Raw genomic sequence first — 17,879 nt, 5'->3', positions numbered from 1 at the left:
AATTTGTAGATTTTCTGCAAATCTCGACCGCTTGTTTTCTCTTTTATCTCGGTTTTTATTGTAAGGAAAATTATGGCAGCAGAAGGCGCACACGAACTGGTGAAGGTCGTTACCCTCCTTGGGGCAGCAGTGATTGCCGTCCCCCTCTTTAAACGCTTAGGGCTTGGCTCGGTTTTAGGCTATTTGGCCGCAGGCCTGGTTATCGGCCCCTTTGGTTTAGGGCTTTTCCAAGACCCGCAAACCATTATCCACACCGCAGAACTGGGTGTGGTTATGTTCCTCTTTATTATCGGCCTAGAAATGAAGCCTGCCCACCTTTGGGAATTACGGGGGCAGATTTTCGGGCTGGGCACCATGCAGGTGATCACAGCAGCCGTGATCTTAACCCTGATCGGCATTATGGCCGGCTTCCCTTGGCAGATCGCCTTTGTGGCTGCTTCAGGCTTTGTTTTGACTTCAACAGCCATTGTGATGCAGGTCTTGAGCGAACGGGGCGAAATGTCAGCCCCTCGTGGTCAGAAGATGGTGTCCATTCTTCTCTTTGAAGACCTCCTTATTGTGCCTCTCTTGGCGGTGGTCACCTTTATTGCCCCAACCGATCCTAATGTGCCAGCCAAGACCACAGCTGAGATCTTAACGGAAATCGGCATTGCAGGTGGTTCCTTGGTAGCCTTGTTGGTGATTGGTCACTACCTCATCAACCCCTTCTTTAAGATGCTGGCCAAGTCCAAGGCCCGTGAAGTGATGACGGCTGCCGCCCTCCTAGTGGTCTTAGGCTCAGCCCTTTTAATGGAAGTGGGCGGCCTGTCGATGGCCATGGGGGCCTTTGTGGCTGGCGTGCTTTTATCTGAATCCAGCTTCCGCCACCAGTTGGAAGTGGATATTGAGCCCTTCCGTGGCTTGCTTTTAGGCCTCTTCTTCTTGGGCGTGGGCATGGCTTTGGATCTGCATGTCGTGGCCGAGAACTGGGTCTTAATTGCCTCCACCCTCTTTGCCTTTATGACGGCTAAATTTATCTGTATCTACGTTATTGCCCGCCTGCTCAAGGCCTGCCACACCGAAGCCCTAGACCGTGCGGTCTTGATGGCCCAAGGGGGTGAATTTGCCTTTGTTCTCTTTGCAGCGGCAGCCAAAAGTGGTGTGATCGACAGCACGGTCAATGCCAATATGACGGCCGTTGTGGTGCTTTCCATGGCCTTGACCCCTGTGATGATCATCCTACTCAAACGCTTCGGCAGCAAGGTGGGCTTCGATCTAGATGGGGTAGAGCATATTGAAGATGCCGAAGAATTGCGGGGTAATGTCTTGATTGTGGGCTTTGGCCGAGTGGGTCAAATTGCCAGCCAGGCGCCGATTGCTTATGGTTCTGAAATCACCATCATCGACAATAACCCAGATGTTATCCGTGGTGCCAAGCAATATGGCTTTAAGGTCTATTATGGCGATGGCACCCGCTTGGATGTGCTACGCAATGCGGGCGTAACCAATGTGGACTGCGTGATTGTCTGTGTTAATGACCCGAAAGCCGCGGTGCAGATTGTGGACAACTGCCGCCACCTCTGCCAGAAGGTCAAGATTGTGGCCCGTGCCTATGATCGCAAAAACGAACTGGAATTGGTTAAGGCCGATGCTGACTTCACCCTGCGTGAAACCTTTGATGCTTCTATTCGCCTAGGCAACAAGGCCCTTAAGGCCTTGGGCGTAGATGAAGAAGAAATCACCGTGATTGAGGAGCAGGTTCGCCAGCGTGATGCCGAGCGTTTTGCCCTTGAGCAAGCAGGCGATGAATTTGAAGGTCGCGCGCTTTTATTTGGTAACATCAAGCAGCATTAAAAGTAAATAGTAACAATTCCTATTGACAATGTTGTCAATTTTTGTACAATCTCTTTAATCTCTCTTTACATTAAAAGGTAGGGAGAGATTATTTTTATGTATAAAAAGGAGACCCCAATGAAAAAAGCCCTATCCGCTTTAACCCTGGCCCTATGTGCAAGCTCTGCCCTTGCAGCCAATGAAGTCAATGTCTATTCCTACCGCCAACCCTACTTAATTGAGCCAATGCTCAAGAACTTTGAGAAGGACACCGGCATCAAGGTAAACGTCATCTTTGCCGACAAGGGTTTGGTTGATCGTGTCAAAAACGAGGGCGAACTCAGCCCAGCAGATGTGCTCTTAACCGTGGACATCAGCCGTGTGATGGAAATCGTTAATGCTGGTCTGGCCCAAAAAATCGATTCCAAGGTGCTTGAGAAAAACATCCCAGCTGCCTTCCGTGATTCCAAGGGCGAATGGTTCGGCTTAACCAAACGAGCCCGTGTGATTTATTCATCTAAAGATCGTGTTGGTGCCTTGCCAGCCGGTTTTGACTACTTAGACCTCGCCAAACCAGAATACAAGGGCAAGGTTTGCGTGCGTTCAGGTAAAAATGCCTACAACGTCTCCCTCTTTGCCTCTATGATCGAACACTACGGCGAAGCCAATACCAAGGCTTACTTAGAAGGCCTTAAAGCCAACCTGGCCCAAAAACCACAGGGCGGCGACCGTGACCAAGTCAAAGCCATCAAAGAGGGCGTTTGTGACTATTCTTTAGGCAATAGCTACTATTACGGCAAAATGTTAGACGATGAAAAACAAAAGGCTTGGGCGGAATCTGCGGTTATCAACTTCCCATCAGGCAACTTCGGCACCCATGTAAACATCAGTGCCGTGGCCGTGGCCAAGCACGCCCCTAACAAGGCCAATGCGGTGAAATTGATTGAGTATCTCAGTGGCGATAAAGCTCAACACCTTTACGCAGAACTCAACCACGAATACCCAGTAAAAGAGGGCGTGGAACCATCTGCCTTAGTAAAAGGCTGGGGTAGCTTCTCACCAGATGCCATCAAACTCGAAACCATCGCTTCCCACTATGAAAAAGCCCTTAAATTAGTGGATGAAGTCAAGTTTGATGATGTGAAGTAACATTTAACTTCCTTAATGAGCAACCCTCTCCCCCACAAGCTAGGGTTGCCAAGTTCTATAGTAGGGACGCATTGCATGCGTCCATTACGATATATCATAACCGAAAAAGTGTATTTATTTCGTTTGCGGACGCATGCAATGCGTCCCTACCAATCACACTGAATTGATTTTTTAGAACTTGACAATCCTCCCCCGCAGGCGGGGGAGGGGATCTTTAATCAGCATAATAATAAATAGAATGAAACCATCCCTCTCCTGGCAACTTTCTTCCTTTTCCATCTGCCTGCTTGTCGCCTTGCCGCTTTTGGCCATTCTGTTTCATAGCTTTGGCGGCCAGTGGGAGAACCTGCAACATCTCTGGCAGACCATGTTGCCCCGCTACTTGTCTAATTCCTTTCTCCTGGTGCTAGGAACGGTTGCTCTTTCCCTGATTTTTGCCCTGCCCAGTGCCTGGATTGTGGCTCATTACCGTTTCCCAGGCCAGAAGATCCTCCAATGGCTGCTTTGCCTGCCCCTGGCTATGCCGGCCTATTTGATCGCCTATTTATACACCGACCTACTGGACTATTCCGGGGCCTTTCAAGAAAGCCTACGGGCCATTTTCGGCTGGCAAAGGCCGCAGGACTACTGGTTTCCCCAAATCCGCACCCTCTATGGTGCCTGCTTTGTGCTGGCCCTGGTGCTCTATCCCTACATCTTTTTACTAGCCCGGGTTGCCCTTTTAGAACAATCAGAAAACCTGGTGCAATCGGCCCGCCTATTAGGATCCAGCCGCTGGCAGGTCTTTTCTCGTATTACCTTTCCCCTGATTCGCCCGGCAGTCGCCATCGGTATGGCCCTGGTGGCCATGGAAACCCTGGGGATTTCGGCACGGTGGCCTATTTCGCCGTGCCCACCCTGACCACGGCCATCTACGACACCTGGCTGGGCTTTCACGACCTGGGCACGGCCAGCCAAATCTCCCTCTTTATGCTAGGCCTCATCTTCTTCCTGATTAGCCTGGAGCAGTACAGCCGCCGCAAGCAGAAAACCTACCAGCGGGGCTATGAAAAAAAGGCCAGCCTGCAAGTGCTGACCGGCTGGAAGTTCTGGCTGGCCCAGCTTTGGTGCTGGGGCCTGGTTTCCTTGGCCTTCCTCCTGCCCCTGGCCCGCTTGCTCTATTGGGCCTATGATTATTTTGAACAGTCTTGGAATGCGGATTTTGTTGAGTACGCCCAAAACAGCCTGCTGGTGTCGGTGCTGGCCTCGATGATTACTGTAGGGCTTGCTCTTATCCTGCATTTTGCCCAGCGACTAAAATCCGATACTTGCAAATTTTCGGCCAAATTCAACCGCTTGCCCCTGCAAATTTCCTCCCTGGGCTATGCCATTCCCGGCACGGTGCTGGCCATCGGCCTGCTCTCGCCCCTGACTTTGGCTGATCACAAGCTCCACGCTCTGCTTAAAAGCCTGGAGCTGCCCACAGTCGGGCTGATTTTTTCAGGCTCGCTTTTTGCTTTGGTGGTGGCCTACTGTATCCGCTTCCTGGCCATGGCCATTGGCAGCCTGGAAAGTTCTCTAGGCAAAATTTCCCCTTCCCTGGATATGGCCAGCCAGACCCTGGGCAAGAACGGTTGGAAAATGTTGAGTAGTGTGCATATCCCCCTGATTTACAAGGGAATTTTAACCGCTGGCCTGATGGTTTTTATTGAGAGCATGAAGGAGCTCAATGCCTCCCTCCTGCTTCGCCCCTTCAATTTCGATACCCTGGCCACCCATGTGTTTACCTTTACCTCGGATGAACAGCTAGAGCGGGCTGCCCTGCCAGCCATCGTGCTAGTTTTAGTGGGGCTTATCCCGTGATGTGGCTGACCAAGTCGCTTCTCTCCCAGTCAGACAAGGAAAGATAGGATGAAAATTTTAGATATTCAAAACCTCAGCTGTCAGTTTGGCCAAGAGGCCGTGCTCAAATCGCTGGACTTAGCCGTTTATGATAAGGAAATTGTCTGCCTTTTGGGGGCCAGTGGCTGTGGCAAAACCACCTTGCTCAAGGCCATTGCCGGCCTGATCCCGCTTACAAGCGGGTCAATTTCGCTTAAAAATTGCAACCTGCTCCAAACCCCGATTGAGGCCCGCAAGATTGGCTTTATCTTCCAAGACTACGCCCTCTTTCCCCATTTGAACGTGGCCCAGAATATCCAGTTTGGCATCGGCCACCTAAGCCGAGCCGAGCAGGAAAAAACCACCCAAGACCTCTTGGCCTTGACCCACCTAACAGGCTTGGAACAACGCTATCCCCATGAGCTTTCAGGCGGGCAGCAACAGCGGGTGGCCATTGCCCGGGCCTTGGCCTGTCAGCCTGATCTGCTCCTTTTGGATGAACCCTTCTCCAATATCGACAGCCAAACCCGCTATGCCATGATTCAGGAGATTCGCCTTATCCTCAAAACCCAGGGCGTGCCAGCCATTTTCGTCACCCACAGCAAGGAAGAGGCCTTTGCCTTTGCTGATAAGATTGCGGTTATGGAGGGCGGCCAGATCGTCCAATTTGGCCTGCCAGAAGCACTTTATCACCAACCCATCAGCAAATTTGTGGCCGAATTTTTAGGCGGAACCAACTACCTGCCTTGCACCTGTCTTAGCCCGAACCAGCTAGAAAGTGCCTTGGGCCTCATTCAGTTTGAGGCGCCTTTGCAAAAAACTGACCAAACTCCACCGCTTGTAGGCCAAGGCTACACCTGGCTCATTCGCCCGGAAGCACTCTGCTTAAAGCCCAATCCAAATGGCCCTGCCACTATTCAAAACCGCCTTTTCTTGGGCCAGTATTTCCGCTATGAAGTGGACTTGGCAGGTTTTGTCTTGACCGTGTTTGATAGCACCAGGTTGGAAAAAGGGCAGCGAGTGGAGCTTGGTTTTGTGGGGCAGAGGGCTGTGCTTTTAGATAGCTAGGCTTGGGCCTTTAGGCTGGTTTACCCATAGGAAAAGATAAGCGGTGGGGCTTTTATTGATAGCGAATTTTAGATTTTTAAGGTAAAATTCCGCCTAATTTTTTCCTAAAACCAACCAAGAAGGTCATAAAGATGGAGAACCTTTCCTTAGGGCAGCAGCTTAAACAAGCCCGAGAAGCCCTAAACCTAACGATTGAAGAGGTGGCCAAGCAAACCCAGCTCAAACAGGCTCATATTGATTCCCTTGAAAATGATATTTTCATCCTGCCCAATGTTGCCCCAGCCTTTGTGCGTGGCTATGTGCGTAATTATGTGCGTTTCTTACGCTTGCCTGAAGAATTGATTGGTTCGGTCAATTATGGCGAGGTGAAAATCCCACCTGTGGCTAAAAAGCCTATGATCAATCACCATTCCCGCTCCCATGGCAAGGTGCTTAAAACCCTCACGGTCTTAGTCCTCTTGGCTGCCTTTGGTATGACCGGCCTTTGGTGGTGGCAGGAACATCAAAAAGATCAGCAAAACCGTGAGCAACTTGTGGCCCAAACCACGAGCTCAAGCACACAAGCTACAGCAGACAACAGTGTGGCCATCAATTTGCCAACTGCTACAGAAACCACACCAAGCGAGAGCCAAACCAATGCCATCGCAGCAGTGCAGACTAACCCTGAAGTGGCTCCTGTCGCCCCTGTTGAAGCCGAGCTGGCTGTCCAACAAGCGGTAGAAAATTCGTCAGAACCTGCAAATTCGGAAGTTAAAACAGAGCAGCCACAGCTACCCGTAGCAAATGAGGCGGTAAATGTCTTAATGCAAAACCAGCCGACTGAAATTGCCGTGCCTCTTGAAGGTGCAAATGAAACGGCGGCAGAATCAGCTCCTGCTCCTGCGGTAATTGAAGATGAGTTACGCATTGAAGTGACCCAAGCAACCAGCTGGCTAACCGTGCGGGGGGCCAAGGGCAAGCGCTTGGCAGAAAAAACCTACAATGCGGGCGAGGTGCTGAATTTTAACGGCAACGAGCAATACCGCCTGACCATTGGCGCACCGGCCAATGTGAAACTTTATTACAAGGGCAAGGAAATTCCTTTGAAGGTAGATGGCCGTGTGGTTCGTTTACGCCTGCCTTTAGCACAATAATTTGATTTGAAGAATATGCTACAAGAATCACCTATTAAACGTCGTCAATCGACCAAAATTTATGTTGGCAAGGTGCCTGTGGGGGGCGATGCACCGATTGCGGTGCAATCCATGACCAACACCCGAACCACCGATGTGGAAGCAACCGTGGCCCAGATTAAGGCCCTGGAAAGAGTGGGAGCCGATATTGTACGGGTTTCCGTCCCGACCATGGACGCGGCTGAGGCCTTTAAGCTCATTAAGCAACAGGTCAATGTGCCTCTGGTAGCCGATATTCACTTTGACTACCGCATTGCCCTGAAAGTGGCTGAATACGGCGTGGACTGCCTGCGGATCAACCCAGGCAATATCGGCAATGAAGAGCGGATCCGCTCGGTGGTGGACTGTGCCAAGGATAAGAATATTCCTATCCGCATTGGCGTAAATGCCGGCTCACTGGAGCGGGATATCCAGGAAAAATTTGGTGAGCCAACTCCAGAAGCTCTTTTGGAATCTGCCCTGCGTCATGTGGAAATTTTAGATCGCTTTAACTTCGACCAATTTAAGGTCAGCGTGAAGGCCTCAGATGTTTTTTTGGCGGTGGAATCCTACCGCTTGTTAGCCAAGGCCATTAAGCAGCCTATCCACCTAGGGATTACCGAAGCAGGTGGTGCCAGAGCCGGAGCCGTTAAATCAGCCATTGGTTTAGGCTTACTGCTTTCAGAAGGCATTGGCGACACCTTGCGGGTTTCGCTTGCGGCCGATCCAGTGGAAGAAATCAAGGTGGGCTTTGATATTCTTAAGTCGCTCCGTATTCGTTCCCGTGGCATCAACTTTATCGCCTGCCCAACCTGTTCTCGTCAAGAGTTTGATGTGATTGGCACGGTCAATGCCCTGGAGCAGCGTTTGGAAGATATTATCACCCCGATGGATGTCTCCATTATCGGTTGCGTGGTCAATGGCCCAGGCGAAGCCCTGGTGTCAGACTTAGGCGTAACTGGAGCCAATAAGATGAGCGGCTACTACCTTGACGGCGTACGCCAGAAAGAGCGTTTCGACAACGAAAAATTGATCGACCAGTTAGAGGCTAAGATCCGAGCCAAGGTGGCCATGCAGAGCGAGGCTAATCGGATTCCGGTGGAGCAGTTATAACAAAATTTTCTCTGATGGCGCCAGCGTCCTCGCTGGTGCCAAAGTTTTCTTGATAAATCAGAGGAAAGTAGCACCAGCGAGGACGCTGGCGCTATCAAAAGGTTTTAGAGGGGCAAAGCCCCTCACTTATTCGTAACCACGTACGGCTTGCCGTGCGTGGGTAACATAGAGAAGATAAAGGACAAACAGTGGCAAAAACCATTCAAGCAATTCGGGGCATGAACGATCTGGCCCCGACCGAAAGCCCACTCTGGCAGTGGGTGGAAGGGCAGATTCGTGACACCCTGGCCAGTTATGGTTACAGCGAAATGCGTAGCCCTATTTTAGAGGCAACCAACCTCTTTGCCCGTGGTGTGGGCGAGGCAACCGACATCGTGGAAAAAGAGATGTTCACCTTCAAAGACCGAGATGATGAAAGCCTGACCCTTCGCCCTGAAGGCACGGCCGGTTGTGTGCGGGCAGCCATTGAACACGGCTGGATCTACAACAACGAACAACGTATGTGGTATATGGGGCCTATGTTCCGTTATGAACGTCCACAAAAGGGCCGCTACCGCCAGTTCCACCAATGTGGTGTGGAAGTCTTTGGCATTGCCAACCCTGAAGCCGATGCCGAACTTATTCTTCTCACCGCTCGCCTCTGGGAAAAACTGGGCATTCGCCAACACGTTAGCCTACAGCTTAACTCAATTGGTGGTTTGGAAACTCGAATCAAGTACCGTGAAGCCTTGGTCGCTTTCTTGCAAGATCATTTAGATATTTTAGATGAAGACTGCAAACGCCGCCTAGACACTAACCCCATGCGGATCTTGGACACCAAGAACGAAAAAATCCAAGAAGTCCTTAATCATGCGCCAAAACTGCACGACTTCCTAGATGAAGAAGCCAAGGCCCACTTTGAGCAGCTTTGCCATATTCTTGATCAAATGGGCATTGCCTATGAGGTCAATCAGAAGTTAGTGCGAGGCCTGGATTACTATAATAAGACCGTCTTTGAATGGGTCACCACAGCCCTGGGCTCCCAAGGGACGGTTTGTGGTGGTGGCCGCTACGATGGCTTGGTTGCTCAACTCGGCGGACACGCCAGCCCAGGTGTGGGCTTTGCCATGGGGATTGAGCGCTTGGTGCTTTTAGTTCAGGAAGTGAACCAGAGCCTAAGCCTGCCAAATCCTGTCGATATTTATGTGGTTTATGCGGGAGAGGGAACCAACATTGCCGCTTTTGGCTTGGCAGAAAAACTGCGTTCCGCCCTGCCAAACCTGCGTACCATGCTCCACTGTTCAGGTGGCAACTTCAAGAAGCAATTTAAGCGGGCCGACAAGTCTGGGGCCAAGATCGCTCTAGTTTTAGGCGAGAGTGAAGTGGCCGATCAGACTGTGGTGGTCAAGGATCTGTTTGGAGAGACGGAGCAAGTCACTGTCAAACAGGCTGATCTGATCAATGAATTAACCCAACGTTTTGCCTAAGAGGATCAAGATGGATTATTTTAACAAGACCGAAGAACAAGAATTTAACGACGTTAAAGAGTGGTTTAAGAAAAACGGCACGGCCATTTTGTTGGTCTTGGTCGTGATTTCAGGCAGTGTTTTTGGCTGGAATTTTTGGAAAAATCACCAGCTCCAATCTGCCCAAGAAACCTCGGCCACTTACCAACAGGTGTTTGAAAGCTATTTGCAAGATCCTGCCAAAAATGCCCCGCTTGTTGAGAAGTTTATTGCAGAAAACCAAGGCTCGGCCTATGCCACCTTTGCCCAATTAGGACTGGCCAAAGAGCAGGTTGTGGCAGGCGATTTCGCCAAGGCCAAGGCGGCTCTGCAAACGGCACTGGCTAACACTAGCGATGCCACCTTGCAGAATCTGATCCGTATGCGCCTGGCTGCGGTAGATTTCCAGCTTCAGAACTTTGATGAGGCGCTGACCACCTTGGGACAAGTTAAGGACAAGGCCTGGGAGCTGCGTAAGCAGGTGCTAACGGGGGATATTTTGGTGGCCAAGGGAGATAAGGCTGCGGCTAAAAGTGCCTATGAGCAGGCCAAGGCTAATGCAGAGGCTGAGCAAGATAAGGCACAAATTGAGGCTCGCTTGAATAATCTATAAGTATGAAAAGAGGCTGTCACGGACAGCCTCTTTTTTTGTGATAAAGCTCACAAAAATGGTATTTATACTTGACATTTTTACCCAAAAAGGCGTTAAATAGCCTCCGTTTTAGATCACATTAAATGAGGTATGTATATGAATCAACAAAACTGGGTTGCGCAACTCAAACAGGAATTTTTTGGAGGCTGGAAACCCTTTGAAGTCTTTTGGTTGGCGCTCTTTGTCTTGGCCCAAATTGGGGTCTATATCCAATCGCCAGATTCCCTTCTGGGGATGATTGCGGGTATTTCAGGCATTATCTGCGTGGTTTTCGTGGGTAAGGGCAAGGTGAGTAACTACTTCTTCGGTCTGATTTTTGCCTATAGCTATTTCTATGTGGCCTGGGGGGCTAATTACCTGGGCGAGATGAACACCGTGCTTTATGTTTATATTCCTGCCCAATTTATTGGCTACTTCTTATGGAAGGCCAATATGCAAAAAGACCAGGGGGGCGAAACGGTTATTGCCAAATCCCTTAGCCTCAAGGGCTGGATTATCTTACTTGCAGCTATTAGCTTGGGTACCTTACTCTTTATTCAAGCCCTCCAAGCAGCGGGCGGCAGCTCAACCGGCCTAGATGGTTTGACGACAATTGTGGTGGTGGCAGCACAGTTGCTTATGATCTTACGCTACCGTGAGCAGTGGATCTTGTGGATTGGCTTGAATGTCTTGTCCATTGTCCTTTGGTCCCAGGCTGAAGAGGGATCGGCTGCCATGATGGTTATGTACATTGCCTACCTGCTTAACTCAGTTTATGGCTTCTATAACTGGACAAAATTGCAGAAGCCTCAGGCTAGTTAGGTAATAAGTTTACTGATCATTGCTTTTTCTTGTGGTAAAATTAGGTAGTTCAATTTTACCACTTTTTTATTTTTATATGGCTTTATTCGATACTAGAAATCACACTCTTCCTTCTCCCCCCCCCCCCCCCCCGCTCAATCTCTCCAAGAACAAAAAAGCCTCATACTAAAGGGTTTTTACCAATGTAAGCGGGATAATGATCTGAAAACTGCCTTAATGTTAATTAAACATGCTCACCAAATCGATCCGCAAGACATTGATGTGTTAAATGATATGGCAGTTTTATTTGTTCGTTTAGAAAAATGGGATGAGGCCATTGAAACAGCTAAAAAAGCCTTTCATATTGATGCCTTGCATATCAATATATTGGATGCACTAAGTCACGCCTATGGTGCTAAACATGATTGGCAGCAGTGCTCGATTTATGGTAGTTTGGCTCTCCAGCTACGAGACAGAGAGATTGCCAGAGACTGCCCAACCCCTCCTGTTTTATTGCCAATGTCGCCTAATCAGGGGCAAAATATCCTATCTTTTTCTCTCTATGGAGATAAGCCTGCTTATCTTGAGCCGGCCGTTTTAAATGCGGAACTAGTAAATAAAATTTATCCTGGTTGGATAGCTTATTTCTATGTGGATGACAGTGTGCCTGAAGAGGCTATACAACGCTTGAAAAATCCCTATACCAAGATTATTAAGGTAACTGATGAACAGGCAAAATTACCTGGCACTATGTGGCGTTTCTTGGCTATGAATGAAGTTGGTGCTAATTATGTGCTTTTTCGTGATGCGGATTCTGTAATTTCTCGGCGTGAAGCCCATGCCGTGGCGGAGTGGATCCAAAGCGGACAGCGTTTTCATACCATTCGGGATTCAGGCTCCCATACTGCGCTTATTTTAGCAGGGCTATGGGGGGCTAAGGCTCAGAGCGTACCAGATATGTGGGGTAAGATGCTAGCCTATATGCAGGAAAATCCAGTGCATCACCGTTTTAGTGATCAATTTTTCTTAGGGGATAAAATCTGGCCCTATGCCCGACAAGACGTTTATGCTAGTGATCGTATCTTCCATTTTATGAATGCACATCCTATACCTGACCAAGCATTTTTTAATTATAGCATTACCCATATAGGCTGTGCTGAAGGAGGAACCACATTTAACCTTCGTTCAAAAAATCCTGAAGAATTGCCTATGGGTTGCCGAGTACGTTGGCAATTATATAGTAAAATTGATCCCTTCCTTAATCCAGATCTGTCGCATAATTTGAGGGAAGAGCGCTTAATTTGTGAATATAGCGCCCTAGTGACGAAGCAAGGAGAATTTTCGGGCAATATACTGAGGGTTTATGCTCGTGGTTTTGACGATAAAACCTCAAGAATTAGCTTTCGTAAAATAGAAGACTAAAGTCCTTTTATCTTCTCTTCAAGCTGGATTAGTCGCTGATTAAGCGCCTCTACCTCATCATAAAAATGGAGGAGCTGGAGGCGGTGAACCAAGACAGGCCGCTCTTGCAAAAGGTTTTCCACCAGATGGGCTTGATTGGTTTGAGCTTGTTTTTTGGCCTTTTGGAAGAGCTTACTGGCCAAGTCTGTGCTAGCCTGGGCGGCCACATCACCCAAAAGAGGGGAGAGCAGTTCCGCAGGGTCTTTTTCAAGCCCTTCCAAGAGGCTGGCAAAGTGCTGCAAAACCTCAATATCGCCCTTTAAAATCAAGGATTGATTGTTGATCAATTCGGTCAGCTCCCGTTTCTTGGCCAGCTTGGGCAGGGTTTGCAGGCTTAAACTGACCGCACAATCGGCTTCACCCTCATAAACCGAAAGCCAGTCGCTTTGTTTTTCACTAAAAAGCAGAAAAAGGTTTAATTGGGGCGAGTTCAGCTCAATGTGTAGCACCTTGCCTGCCAGCTTGCGTAGTTGAGCTGCCGTATGGGGCGAACGGTTTAAGAGTTGGTTAAAGAGGGTTTCTATGCCGCCCAAGAGCAGTTGGGGTAGCATGAGGTTTTGTTTGAGTTGGGATAACACAGTCTTGTCCAGTGGTAAATCAAGGTGCAAGCGGGCTAAATTAGGCTAATTTTTGCAAACCGCTTGCTGCTTTTTTAGAATTTATAGCCTCGGTGTAGGGCCACAATGCCCGCACTTAAATTGTAATAGCTGACACTGTCAAAGCCAGCAGCTTCCATCATGGCCTTGAGTTCGTCCTGTTTAGGGTGCATACGAATGGACTCAGCCAAGTAGCGATAGCTCTCCCCATCATTGACCACCACTTCACCCACCTTAGGCAGAATATTAAAGGAATAGAAGTTATAGAGCTGGCTAATGGGGTCAATCACAGGCTTGGAAAATTCCAACACCAAGAGGCGGCCACCTGGTTTCAACACCCGATACATGGAACGCAGGGCCTTGTCCTTATCCGTCACGTTGCGCAGGCCAAAGCTAATCACAATGCAATCAAAGGTGTTGTCCGCAAAGGGCAGGCATTCGGCATTGGCCTGCACATAGCTCACATTATTGACAATGCCTAAGTTACGCAGTTTTTCCCGGCCCACTTCCAACATAGAACTGTTGATATCAGCTAAGACTACCTGGCCACTTTCGCCTACAATGCGGGAAAACTTGGCGGTGAAATCGCCTGTGCCGCCGGCCAAATCCAAGACCTTCTGCCCCTTACGCACCCCACTGCAATCAATGGTAAAACGCTTCCAGACACGGTGAATGCCGAAGGAAAGTAAATCATTCATCAGATCGTACTTGCCCGCCACGCTATGGAAAACTTGGGCAACCAGTTGTTGCTTTTCTTCCTTGGCAACGGTTTTAAATCCGAAATGGGTGGTTTCGTTTGGGGTTGGCTTGGTTTCGCTCATACTGATTTTTCTATGCAAAAAAGATAGGCGTTACCTTACCAAAAAAGCGGTAAGATTTCCTCAAGATTTTGCAAATTTTTTGAAGAGGCCGACAAAAATAAGGAGGGGCTAAAAAAGAAAAAAACCTTGAAATAGACTATTTCAAGGTTTGGTTTTTGGTGGAGATAAGCGGGATCGAACCGCTGACCTCTTGCATGCCATGCAAGCGCTCTCCCAGCTGAGCTATACCCCCAAAAGGTTTGTTTTATTATGCAGGCCTTAGCTGATTAACCTACATATGACTTCGTTTTACAACAAAGATTTGAAAATTGGTGGAGATAAGCGGGATCGAACCGCTGACCTCTTGCATGCCATGCAAGCGCTCTCCCAGCTGAGCTATACCCCCAAGAAGTGGGAGGCATTATAGGTAAGACTGGCTAAGCCGTCAAACAGAAAAATGCCCAACCCCACTTAAATGCCTAAAAATTAGCTATTTTGTTCGTTAATAAAACGAATAGCCTTTTCTAGGCGGGCTAAAGTACGATCCTTACCCACTAATTTGGCCGTAATATCCATAGATGGCGATTGGCTAGAACCCGTTACGGCCAAACGGAAAGGCATACCCACCTTGCCCATACCAATTTCAAGCTCGGCAGCCGTTTGGTTCATGGCCTCGTGGATGGCTTCAACCGTCCAATCATTACAAGCGGTCAATTTTTCCAAGAGTTTTGCAAGTGGAGCTACTGCTTCTGGTTTGAAGTTCTTGGCTGCTGCTTTTTCATCGTAGGCTTCAAATTCTTCATAGAAGTAACGGCTGCTGGCCGCTAATTCTTTAAGGGTTTTGGCTCGTTCGCTAAGTACAGGAATAATATCGGCGAGCGCTGGGCCATTTGCAGTGTCAATGCCTTGATTGTCCATATGCCATTGGAGGTAACCAGCAACGTGGTCGGCTGGCAGGCTACGCATATAGTGCTGGTTGAGCCATTGGAGTTTCTCGGTGTTAAAGGCACTGGCCGACTTGCTGACTGAATGGAGATCAAAGAGCTCAATCATCTCTTCACGGGAGAAAATTTCCTGATCGCCGTGTCCCCAGCCCAAACGCACGAGGTAGTTTACCAGGGCTTCTGGCAGGTAGCCGTCATCACGGTACTGCATTACGCCTACCGCGCCGTGGCGTTTGGAGAGTTTTTGTCCGTCATCGCCGTTGATCATAGAAACGTGGGCGTAGGTCGGAATCGGCGCACCCAGGGCAGCCAAAATGTTGATTTGACGTGGTGTATTGTTGATATGGTCTTCGCCCCGTACAACGTGGGTGATGCCCATATCCCAGTCGTCCACCACTACGCAGAAGTTGTAGGTTGGCGAGCCATCGGTACGGCGGATGATTAAGTCGTCCAATTCGCTGTTGCTAATTTCAATCCACCCGCGCACTGCATCCTCAAAGACCACCGAGCCTTCTTGTGGGTTTTTAAAACGCACAACGTGTGGTTCGTCAGCAGAATGGCTGTGATCGCCTAAACAGTGGCGGTCATAACGTGGTTTTTCCTTATTGGCTTCCTGTTCAGCCCGCAAGCCTTCCAAACGCTCTTTTGAGCAATAGCAACGGTAGGCCAGGCCTTCTTCGATCATCTGGTCGATAACCTGGTTATAACGATCAAAACGTTGAGTTTGATAGTAAGGGCCGTGTTCCCAGGCTAAATTAAGCCATTCCATGCCTTCTAAAATGGCAGCTGTGGCTTCAGGAGTGGAGCGTTCAAGGTCAGTATCTTCAATGCGTAAAACAAACTCGCCCTGGTTGTGTTTGGCATATAACCAAGAATAAAGGGCGGTTCTGGCCCCGCCTACGTGTAAGTAGCCGGTTGGGCTGGGTGCAAAACGGGTGCGTACCTTAACAGACGGGTCAAGGGGAAATAGGGTTTCAATTTTCATGTTCTCTCGCCTAGATTTTTAAAACAAATAGATTTCGGTATTTTACTACTATAATCGCTGAAGAATAGCAAAAAATTAGGCCTTTTGGCGATTTTTAAAACGAATGGCCCAAAATTCTGTAAAAAGCGATTGACGAGAAAAATCAAAGCTCTATAATGCCACCCCACAACAGCGGGCGATTAGCTCAGTTGGGAGAGCACCTCCCTTACAAGGAGGGGGTCACTGGTTCGAGACCGGTATCGCCCACCACTTTTTTGTGGCTGCGCTGTTGAGAGTTTGAAAAGGGCGATTAGCTCAGTTGGGAGAGCACCTCCCTTACAAGGAGGGGGTCACTGGTTCGAGACCGGTATCGCCCACCACTTCTTTTTAAGAAACCAACCTTTCAAACTTCACCCAAGATAGTTTAAGTCTCTTAAGTGGGCGATTAGCTCAGTTGGGAGAGCACCTCCCTTACAAGGAGGGGGTCACTGGTTCGAGACCGGTATCGCCCACCACTTAAGCCTTAAACTGTTACCGCACTGCGGGCGATTAGCTCAGTTGGGAGAGCACCTCCCTTACAAGGAGGGGGTCACTGGTTCGAGACCGGTATCGCCCACCACTTCTTTGCTCCAATTTTAATTTTCTTACTCTGTGGTAAATAACCTTTTTAATGAAATAGGTATATATTTGCACTTTAAATCCTCTACATAGGGAAACTCAATGAAATACTGTTGGTCAATTTTAAGGCCATAAAAAAATGCTATCCTTATATCATAAGGTTCATAGTAACAAGTTCCAATATTAGGGTGATCGTTGCGTGTATGAGTATAAAATCTAAGGGCTGCTAGGCGATCATAAAAATCAAAGTAAATAGCTTCTATTTGTGTATCTATTCCATACTCACTTAAGATATCTTTGGATATAGAGGGCGAGATTTCCCACTGCCATTTTATTTTGCCATATTTAGTATTAGGTAGATCTTGGTAACTACTTTTATTATTTAACAGAGAGTGATGCCTTAATTTAATATTATAAGAGTTTCTTATTTCAGGTAATGTAGTAACAAAATTAAGTGAGTTATTTGGAATTAAATTACACTCTACAAGTCTAGTGTTGTATTCTGACCAATCTTGATTGTTGGTTAAAAACTCAAAGTAAATTTCCTTATCCTTGTCACATATTCTATTATTGATAATAAAATGTTCTCGCATCTTTACCTCAAGGTAGCCACTCTGAAGGTTATTTAGATCTGAATATTTTTGAAGGTGTTTGTTTTCTATTTGTAACTGTAAAGATTGTACCGGTGATTTATTCCAGATAAGTGCAGGAAGATTATCAGGAATTTCAATTTTAACAACTCTACCATTCATAAGGGAAGATATAAATGTTCCTTTGGATAGGTTGAGTTGATTAAGCTGCTTATCTTCTGAAAGATACTTTGAATAAACTCTCTCTAAGTGGTAATCTTGAATAATTAAGAGCGAGTATAGAGAGGAAATAATAGGAATGGTGATAATACATGTAAAACTAGCTGTTAAGAATAGATTAAATTCGGGTTTTTTATACTTCTCTATGATTTCAAGAAAAGAAATGATTAGGTATATGGGGCATATAATAAATATTAGAATGGTTATTGCGATTGCCTCTCCTAATACACTTGGTCCAGATTGAATATTAGCGTAGTTTTCTATAGTTATATATGGGACATAGAGATTGGTAAAGGTGATAGTTATAGGTGTAAAAATAAGAATGGCTATGTAAGCAGATTTGTGCTTTTTTAGATTTTTAGGATTAAAAAATAACAGGCAAATAATGGAGTTTATGAATATCCATGCTAGAAATGATGAAAAATAGAATTTTTCTAGATGGGTGGTTCTATATGTGTCAATAAATATATTGATGGCAATGATTAAATTAAAAAACCCGAGGTGAATAAAATTTCTTTTCTTTAAATATAAAATTATAGTTAGCATAAAGGCTAGCATAACTAAGATGAATGAGCGGTTAAGTGAAGGAGAGTCAAATAAAATAAACATGCCATGCAT

13 protein-coding genes, 6 tRNA genes and 1 pseudogene are annotated in these 17,879 nt (G+C 47.6%); 14 read left to right on the top strand and 6 right to left on the bottom strand.

What is annotated here, in order from left to right; translation table 11 throughout:
* Nucleotides 1–72: 72 nt before the first annotated feature.
* From A4G20_09685 to A4G20_09640, 10 genes and pseudogenes are all read left to right on the top strand, one after another.
* Nucleotides 73–1,833, top strand: coding sequence for a potassium transporter (locus tag A4G20_09685; protein QIW16582.1), 1,761 nt, complete (start codon nt 73–75; stop codon nt 1,831–1,833).
* A 117-nt stretch (nt 1,834–1,950) separates the two neighbouring features.
* On the top strand, nt 1,951–2,961 hold the full coding sequence (locus A4G20_09680; protein QIW16581.1) for an iron ABC transporter substrate-binding protein: 1,011 nt from the start codon (nt 1,951–1,953) through the stop codon (nt 2,959–2,961).
* A 238-nt stretch (nt 2,962–3,199) separates the two neighbouring features.
* Nucleotides 3,200–4,850, top strand: a pseudogene (locus tag A4G20_09675) (iron ABC transporter permease).
* Nucleotide 4,851: 1 nt separating this feature from the next.
* Nucleotides 4,852–5,889 (top strand): ABC transporter, encoded by a 1,038-nt coding sequence (locus A4G20_09670; protein ID QIW16580.1) that lies wholly within the window; start codon nt 4,852–4,854, stop codon nt 5,887–5,889.
* A 131-nt stretch (nt 5,890–6,020) separates the two neighbouring features.
* Nucleotides 6,021–7,022, top strand: coding sequence for a hypothetical protein (locus tag A4G20_09665; GenBank protein QIW16579.1), 1,002 nt, complete (start codon nt 6,021–6,023; stop codon nt 7,020–7,022).
* A 15-nt stretch (nt 7,023–7,037) separates the two neighbouring features.
* The gene (locus tag A4G20_09660; protein QIW16578.1) at nt 7,038–8,153 is read left to right on the top strand and encodes a 4-hydroxy-3-methylbut-2-en-1-yl diphosphate synthase; all 1,116 of its coding nucleotides are present in this window, start codon (nt 7,038–7,040) and stop codon (nt 8,151–8,153) included.
* Nucleotides 8,154–8,341: 188 nt separating this feature from the next.
* On the top strand, nt 8,342–9,619 hold the full coding sequence (locus A4G20_09655; protein ID QIW16577.1) for a histidine--tRNA ligase: 1,278 nt from the start codon (nt 8,342–8,344) through the stop codon (nt 9,617–9,619).
* A 10-nt stretch (nt 9,620–9,629) separates the two neighbouring features.
* Entirely contained in the window at nt 9,630–10,250 is a 621-nt protein-coding gene (locus tag A4G20_09650; GenBank protein ID QIW16576.1) for a hypothetical protein, read from the top strand.
* 135 nt (nt 10,251–10,385) lie between these two features.
* Nucleotides 10,386–11,090, top strand: a complete 705-nt coding sequence (locus A4G20_09645) for a nicotinamide riboside transporter pnuC (GenBank protein ID QIW16575.1) — start codon at nt 10,386–10,388, stop codon at nt 11,088–11,090.
* 162 nt (nt 11,091–11,252) lie between these two features.
* Nucleotides 11,253–12,491, top strand: coding sequence for a hypothetical protein (locus tag A4G20_09640; GenBank protein ID QIW16574.1), 1,239 nt, complete (start codon nt 11,253–11,255; stop codon nt 12,489–12,491).
* Here the strand turns inward: A4G20_09640 and A4G20_09635 are convergent.
* The 5 genes from A4G20_09635 to A4G20_09615 all read right to left on the bottom strand — a co-directional run bounded on the left by A4G20_09635 (nt 12,488) and on the right by A4G20_09615 (nt 15,855).
* Nucleotides 12,488–13,108 (bottom strand): hypothetical protein, encoded by a 621-nt coding sequence (locus A4G20_09635; protein ID QIW16573.1) that lies wholly within the window; start codon nt 13,106–13,108, stop codon nt 12,488–12,490. The two genes, A4G20_09640 and A4G20_09635, sit on opposite strands and share 4 nt — an antisense overlap.
* 74 nt (nt 13,109–13,182) lie before the next feature.
* Nucleotides 13,183–13,947 (bottom strand): bifunctional demethylmenaquinone methyltransferase/2-methoxy-6-polyprenyl-1,4-benzoquinol methylase, encoded by a 765-nt coding sequence (locus tag A4G20_09630; protein QIW16572.1) that lies wholly within the window; start codon nt 13,945–13,947, stop codon nt 13,183–13,185.
* A 156-nt stretch (nt 13,948–14,103) separates the two neighbouring features.
* A tRNA-Ala gene (locus A4G20_09625) sits at nt 14,104–14,179 on the bottom strand.
* 77 nt (nt 14,180–14,256) lie between these two features.
* Nucleotides 14,257–14,332, bottom strand: a tRNA-Ala gene (locus A4G20_09620).
* An 80-nt stretch (nt 14,333–14,412) separates the two neighbouring features.
* On the bottom strand, nt 14,413–15,855 hold the full coding sequence (locus tag A4G20_09615; protein QIW16571.1) for a glutamate--tRNA ligase: 1,443 nt from the start codon (nt 15,853–15,855) through the stop codon (nt 14,413–14,415).
* Between the two features lie 173 nt (nt 15,856–16,028).
* On the opposite strand from A4G20_09615, the gene A4G20_09610 reads away from it, so the two are divergent.
* The 4 genes from A4G20_09610 (at nt 16,029) to A4G20_09595 (ending at nt 16,453) form a co-directional block, all read left to right on the top strand.
* Nucleotides 16,029–16,104: transfer RNA gene (locus A4G20_09610), tRNA-Val, on the top strand.
* Between the two features lie 34 nt (nt 16,105–16,138).
* Nucleotides 16,139–16,214: transfer RNA gene (locus A4G20_09605), tRNA-Val, on the top strand.
* 59 nt (nt 16,215–16,273) lie between these two features.
* Nucleotides 16,274–16,349, top strand: a tRNA-Val gene (locus tag A4G20_09600).
* 28 nt (nt 16,350–16,377) lie between these two features.
* Nucleotides 16,378–16,453: transfer RNA gene (locus A4G20_09595), tRNA-Val, on the top strand.
* Nucleotides 16,454–16,478: 25 nt separating this feature from the next.
* Here A4G20_09595 and A4G20_09590 read toward each other — a convergent pair.
* The gene (locus tag A4G20_09590) at nt 16,479–17,879 is read right to left on the bottom strand and encodes a hypothetical protein (protein QIW16570.1); all 1,401 of its coding nucleotides are present in this window, start codon (nt 17,877–17,879) and stop codon (nt 16,479–16,481) included.

It is taken from the genome of Pasteurellaceae bacterium RH1A (assembly GCA_012221805.1).
In the GTDB taxonomy this organism is placed as follows: Bacteria; Pseudomonadota; Gammaproteobacteria; order Enterobacterales; family Pasteurellaceae; genus RH1A.
Note: the sequence above shows the minus strand (reverse complement) of the source record. Positions and strands in the feature narration are given on the sequence as shown.

Coding starts and splice junctions, on each gene's coding strand:
- A4G20_09685 (QIW16582.1), top strand. CDS start 73: ATGGCAGCAGAAGGCGCACACGAACTGGTGAAGGTCGTTACCCTCCTT.
- A4G20_09680 (QIW16581.1), top strand. CDS start 1,951: ATGAAAAAAGCCCTATCCGCTTTAACCCTGGCCCTATGTGCAAGCTCT.
- A4G20_09670 (QIW16580.1), top strand. CDS start 4,852: ATGAAAATTTTAGATATTCAAAACCTCAGCTGTCAGTTTGGCCAAGAG.
- A4G20_09665 (QIW16579.1), top strand. CDS start 6,021: ATGGAGAACCTTTCCTTAGGGCAGCAGCTTAAACAAGCCCGAGAAGCC.
- A4G20_09660 (QIW16578.1), top strand. CDS start 7,038: ATGCTACAAGAATCACCTATTAAACGTCGTCAATCGACCAAAATTTAT.
- A4G20_09650 (QIW16576.1), top strand. CDS start 9,630: ATGGATTATTTTAACAAGACCGAAGAACAAGAATTTAACGACGTTAAA.
- A4G20_09645 (QIW16575.1), top strand. CDS start 10,386: ATGAATCAACAAAACTGGGTTGCGCAACTCAAACAGGAATTTTTTGGA.
- A4G20_09630 (QIW16572.1), bottom strand. CDS start 13,947: ATGAGCGAAACCAAGCCAACCCCAAACGAAACCACCCATTTCGGATTT.
- A4G20_09615 (QIW16571.1), bottom strand. CDS start 15,855: ATGAAAATTGAAACCCTATTTCCCCTTGACCCGTCTGTTAAGGTACGC.
- A4G20_09590 (QIW16570.1), bottom strand. CDS start 17,879: ATGCATGGCATGTTTATTTTATTTGACTCTCCTTCACTTAACCGCTCA.